Raw genomic sequence first — 4,237 nt, 5'->3', positions numbered from 1 at the left:
GGCGGGCGGCGAACTCGTCCACCGGTGGCCGCCGTCCGGTCTCGGTGGCGTCGTAGGCGAAGGCCCGCTGGGCGCAGGCGCCCAGGAGGAGTGAGGCGGCGGCGTAGGTGTCGGCGTCGGCGCGGACCCGGCCGGCGGACTGTTCGGCGCGCAGATAGGCGTCCACGCCCTGGATGGGCAGGTGCGGACCGGAGCCGAGGGCGCGCAGCGTGTCGTCGTGGCGCCGTTTGAGCTGGGTCTCGGCGTACAGCGAGGCGGCGATCGGGAAGCTCTGCTCGTAGAAGAGCGCGGCCTGGCGGGCGATCTCGGTGAGGTTCTCCTCCAGGGTGGCCCGTCCCGGCGCGGCGGCGAGGCTGTCGAGCAGCGGGGTGAGCCGGGGCAGCCGCTCGGTGAGGACCCGCACGAACAGCTCTTCCTTGCTGTCGAAGTACTTGTAGAGGGCCGCCTCGGAGCAGCCGGCCGCGCGGGCGATCTCCTTGGTGGTGGCGCGGGCGAGTCCGACGGTGAGCATCAGCTCGTGGGCGGCGTCGAGGATGCGCACACGCGCCGGCTTCGTGTCCACGGGCTCCATGGGTTCCTCTCGGCCTTGACGGGTGAGTGAGTGCTTACCCACTCTAGGAGGCAGAGGGGTGAGTGAGCGCTCACCCACCCGCAATCGCGCGGGGCACGGGAGGAAAGCCACCATGAAGCTCACTGTTTTCGGCGCCACCGGCGGGACCGGCCGGGAGCTGGTCCGCCAGGCCCTGGACGCCGGTCACGAGGTCACGGCCGTCGTACGGGACCCGGCCCGGCTCCCGGTGACCGGGGACCGCCTGGAGATCGTCCGCAGCGGCCTGGACGACCCGGAGGAGCTGCGCGCCGCCGTCCGGGGCCGGTACGCCGTCCTGTCCGGCCTGGGGCCGCGCGGCCGCAAGGCCGACGGGGTGACCGCCCGGCTGACCCGTACGATCGTCCGCGCCATGGAGGCTGAGGGGGTGCGCCGGCTGCTGGTGGTCAGCGCCAGCCCGGTCGGCCCGGCCCCCGAGGGCGACGGCCCCGTGGACCGCGCGGTGCGGGGCATCGTGTCGGCGGTCCTGAAGGACGTCTACGCCGATCTGCGCGAGATGGAGGCCGACCTGGCCCGCAGCGACACGGACTGGACGTGCGTACGGCCGCCGCGGCTCCAGGACAAGCCGCTCACCGGCCGCTACCGCACGGTGGTCGGCGGCACCCCCGTCAGGGGCCGCTTCCTCGCGCGCGCCGACGTGGCGCACGCGATGCTGTCGATGATCGACGCCAGGGAGACCGTGCGGCAGGGCGTGGGAGTGGCGTACTGAGCCGGTTTCGTCCCTACAGGCTCACACCGACGGTCACCGGCTCGTTGACGAGCGTGACGCCGAAGGCCGCGCGGACCCCGTCGACCACCTCGCGGGCCAGGGCGAGCAGGTCCTCGGTGGTGGCATCGCCCCGGTTGGTCAGGGCGAGGGTGTGCTTGGTGGAGATGCGGGCAGGGCCGGTGCCGTAGCCCTTGGTGAAGCCCGCCTTGTCGATCAGCCAGGCCGCGGACGTCTTCGTGCGGCCCTCCCCCGCCGGGTAGGCGGGCGGTTCGGCGTCCTCGCCCAGCCGCTCGCGCACGCGCGCGCGGAAGGCGGCGAACTGTTCGTCGGTGAGGATCGGGTTGGTGAAGAAGGAACCGGCGGACCAGGTGTCGTGGTCCTCGGGGTCCAGCACCATGCCCTTCCCGGCACGCAGCTTCAGCACGGTCTCGCGGGCGTCGGCGAGCGGCACCCGGTCACCGGTCGCCACGCCGAGCGCGCGGGCGGTCTCGGCGTACTTCAGCGGCGCGGACAGCCCGCCCGCGTCCTCCAGCCCGAACCGGACCCGGAGCACGACATAGCGGTCCGGGTCGGCCTTGAAGCGGCTGTGGCGGTACGAGAAGGCGCACTCCTCGTTCGTCAGGGTGACGGTCTCGCCGGCCCGGCGGTCGTACGCGATCACCTCCGTGATCGTCGAGGAGACCTCCTGGCCGTAGGCGCCCACGTTCTGGATCGGCGTGGCGCCCGCGGAGCCGGGGATGCCGGCCAGGCACTCGATCCCGGCGAGCCCGGCCTCCACGGTGCGGGCGACGGCGTCGCTCCACACCTCGCCGGCCGCCAGCTCCAGCGTCCCGCCGCGCAGTTCGACCCCGCGCGTGGCGATGCGCAGCGCGGTGCCGTCGAACCCCTTGTCGCCGATGACCAGGTTGGAGCCGCCGCCGATGACCAGCAGCGGCGTGCCGCTGTCGTCGGCCTCGCGCACCGCGGCGATCACCTCGGCGTCGGTGCCGGCCGTGACCAGCCGGGTCGCGGGACCGCCCAGCCGGAAGGTGGTCAGCGGGGCAAGGGGGGCGTCGTGGAGTACCTGCACGGGCCCAAGCGTACGAGACGTGCCCGAGGGGTCCGGGCAGGCGGGGACCACCTGCCTCCGGTACGCCTCTCCCGTGAGGGGCGCCCCTCGCGAGAGGACGCCCCTCGCCTCGGCTCCGAACCGGTCAGGCCAGTCGTACGACCGCCCGGGACATGCCCAGCACCTTCTGGCCGGCGCTCGTCGCCGTCAGGTCCACCCGGACGGTTCGGTCGTCCAGCTTGGCCGCGACCTTGCCGCTGACCTCGATCAGCGCGCCCTGGTCGTCGTTCGGGACGACGACGGGCCGGGTGAAGCGGACGCCGTACTCCACGACCGCGCCCGGGTCCCCGGTCCAGTCGGTGACCACGCGGATCGCCTCGGCCATGGTGAACATGCCGTGCGCGATGACGTCCGGCAGGCCCACCTCCTTGGCGAACTTCTCGTTCCAGTGGATCGGGTTGAAGTCCCCGGAGGCACCGGCGTAGCGCACCAGCGTGGCGCGCGTCACGGGGAAGCTGCGCGCCGGCAGCTCGGTGCCGACCTCGACCTCGTCGTACGCGATCTTCGCCGTCATCGGTTCCTCACGCCTCCTCGGCCGCGCGGGCCACGAGCTTGGTCCAGGCGGTCACGACGAGCTCACCGGACTCGTCGTGGACCTCACCGCGGATGTCCAGGATGTCGTTGCCCGCGAGGGACTTGACCGCCTCGATGGTGGAGGTGACCGTGAGCCGGTCGCCGGCGCGCACCGGGCGGGCGTAGGCGAACTTCTGGTCGCCGTGCACCACGCGGCTGTAGTCCAGGCCGAGCCGCGGGTCCTGGACGACCTGTCCGGCGGCCCGGTAAGTGATGGAGAACACGAAGGTCGGCGGGGCGATCACATCGGGGTGACCGAATTCCTTGGCGGCCTCGGGATCGGTGTACACCGGGTTGGTCTCGCCCACCGCCTCGGCGAACTCGCGGATCTTCTCCCGGCCCACCTCATAGGGCGCGGTGGGCGGGTAGGTCCGTCCCACGAAGGACTGGTCGAGCGCCATGGCCCGGCACCTCCTGATCTCTGCTGTGATGGCCCCAAATTAGCCGGAAACCGGTCGGGGAATGCGCACGGGGCCGGTGGGGTGCTCGATGCGGGCGGACCGCGGAAACGCCGTGAGGCCGCCCCCTCGGAAGGGGACGGCCTCACGGACGAGCCTGATTTATCGCGTTTCGCGGTGCGCGGTGTGCGCGTTGCAACGCGGGCAGTGCTTCTTCATCTCAAGACGGTCCGGGTTGTTACGCCGGTTCTTCTTGGTGATGTAGTTCCGCTCCTTGCACTCCACGCAGGCCAGCGTGATCTTCGGGCGGACGTCGGTGGCAGCCACGTGAGTGCTCCTAAGACGAACGGATGGACTGGTTCAACGCAAGAAAGAGTAGCCGATCGAAGGACCGACCCCGCAATCGGCTACTGTCAGTAGCGGTGACCGGACTTGAACCGGTGACACAGCGATTATGAGCCGCTTGCTCTACCGACTGAGCTACACCGCTTTGATGAGATCAGCTCCCGCCTCGCGACGGGAACCTCTCACACCAGAGCCCCAAAACGGAATCGAACCGTTGACCTTCTCCTTACCATGGAGACGCTCTGCCGACTGAGCTATTGGGGCGAGCGATGAAGACATTACACGGTCCGCCGCCGTTCGCCCAAATCCGTATCCCGGCGCCCACTCGAAGGCCCTCCGCGGGGTGCCCGGACAGGGCGGACCACGCCGGTACGACTATTGCGCTCCTGCCGGATCCGCGCGGCTCCCGACCCTAGGCTCGACTCGCCCTGCGTGATCTTGGGGCGACCCACGCGCCCCGCGCCTCACGCCGGCCCGCCCGAGCCCCTCCCGCCCGA

Annotated in this window: 6 protein-coding genes and 2 tRNA genes; 1 reads left to right on the top strand and 7 read right to left on the bottom strand. The window is 71.3% G+C overall.

Going from position 1 to position 4,237, the window contains the following annotated elements:
- Positions 1-571: TetR/AcrR family transcriptional regulator (locus tag H5J33_RS25605; protein WP_181797229.1), on the bottom strand; the 571-nt coding region annotated here is incomplete at its 3' end.
- Positions 572-683: 112 nt separating this feature from the next.
- Here H5J33_RS25605 and H5J33_RS25600 point away from each other — a divergent pair.
- Positions 684-1,316 carry an NAD(P)-dependent oxidoreductase gene (locus tag H5J33_RS25600; RefSeq protein WP_181797228.1) on the top strand — a complete coding sequence of 211 codons (633 nt, stop codon included), beginning with the start codon at positions 684-686 and terminating at the stop codon, positions 1,314-1,316.
- A 13-nt stretch (positions 1,317-1,329) separates the two neighbouring features.
- Here the strand turns inward: H5J33_RS25600 and H5J33_RS25595 are convergent, their stop codons facing one another.
- The 6 genes from H5J33_RS25595 to H5J33_RS25570 form a co-directional block, all read right to left on the bottom strand.
- Positions 1,330-2,385: a UDP-N-acetylmuramate dehydrogenase gene (locus H5J33_RS25595; RefSeq protein WP_181797227.1), complete on the bottom strand. Its 1,056-nt coding sequence runs from the start codon at positions 2,383-2,385 to the stop codon at positions 1,330-1,332.
- A gap of 124 nt (positions 2,386-2,509) precedes the next feature.
- On the bottom strand, positions 2,510-2,938 hold the full coding sequence (locus H5J33_RS25590) for a MaoC family dehydratase (RefSeq protein WP_181797226.1): 429 nt from the start codon (positions 2,936-2,938) through the stop codon (positions 2,510-2,512).
- Positions 2,939-2,945: 7 nt separating this feature from the next.
- Positions 2,946-3,398, bottom strand: a complete 453-nt coding sequence (locus tag H5J33_RS25585; protein ID WP_181797225.1) for a MaoC family dehydratase N-terminal domain-containing protein — start codon at positions 3,396-3,398, stop codon at positions 2,946-2,948.
- 159 nt (positions 3,399-3,557) lie between these two features.
- A complete protein-coding gene (rpmG, locus tag H5J33_RS25580) occupies positions 3,558-3,722 on the bottom strand; it encodes a 50S ribosomal protein L33 (protein ID WP_003948671.1) in 165 nt (54 codons plus the stop codon).
- A 90-nt stretch (positions 3,723-3,812) separates the two neighbouring features.
- Positions 3,813-3,885, bottom strand: a tRNA-Met gene (locus H5J33_RS25575).
- 46 nt (positions 3,886-3,931) lie between these two features.
- Positions 3,932-4,004 (bottom strand) — tRNA-Thr (locus tag H5J33_RS25570).
- Positions 4,005-4,237 lie beyond the last annotated feature (233 nt).

The organism is Streptomyces sp. WELS2, from assembly GCF_013870595.1.
Lineage (GTDB): Bacteria > Actinomycetota > Actinomycetes > Streptomycetales > Streptomycetaceae > Streptomyces.
The sequence above is the reverse complement of the archived record's forward strand: the minus strand, read 5'-3'. Positions and strand labels throughout refer to the sequence as shown.

What these genes read in the sequence shown, in the direction of transcription:
- H5J33_RS25585 (WP_181797225.1), bottom strand. Translation starts at nt 3,398, where the DNA reads ATGGCGCTCGACCAGTCCTTCGTGGGACGGACCTACCCGCCCACCGCG.
- H5J33_RS25600 (WP_181797228.1), top strand. Translation starts at nt 684, where the DNA reads ATGAAGCTCACTGTTTTCGGCGCCACCGGCGGGACCGGCCGGGAGCTG.
- H5J33_RS25590 (WP_181797226.1), bottom strand. Translation starts at nt 2,938, where the DNA reads ATGACGGCGAAGATCGCGTACGACGAGGTCGAGGTCGGCACCGAGCTG.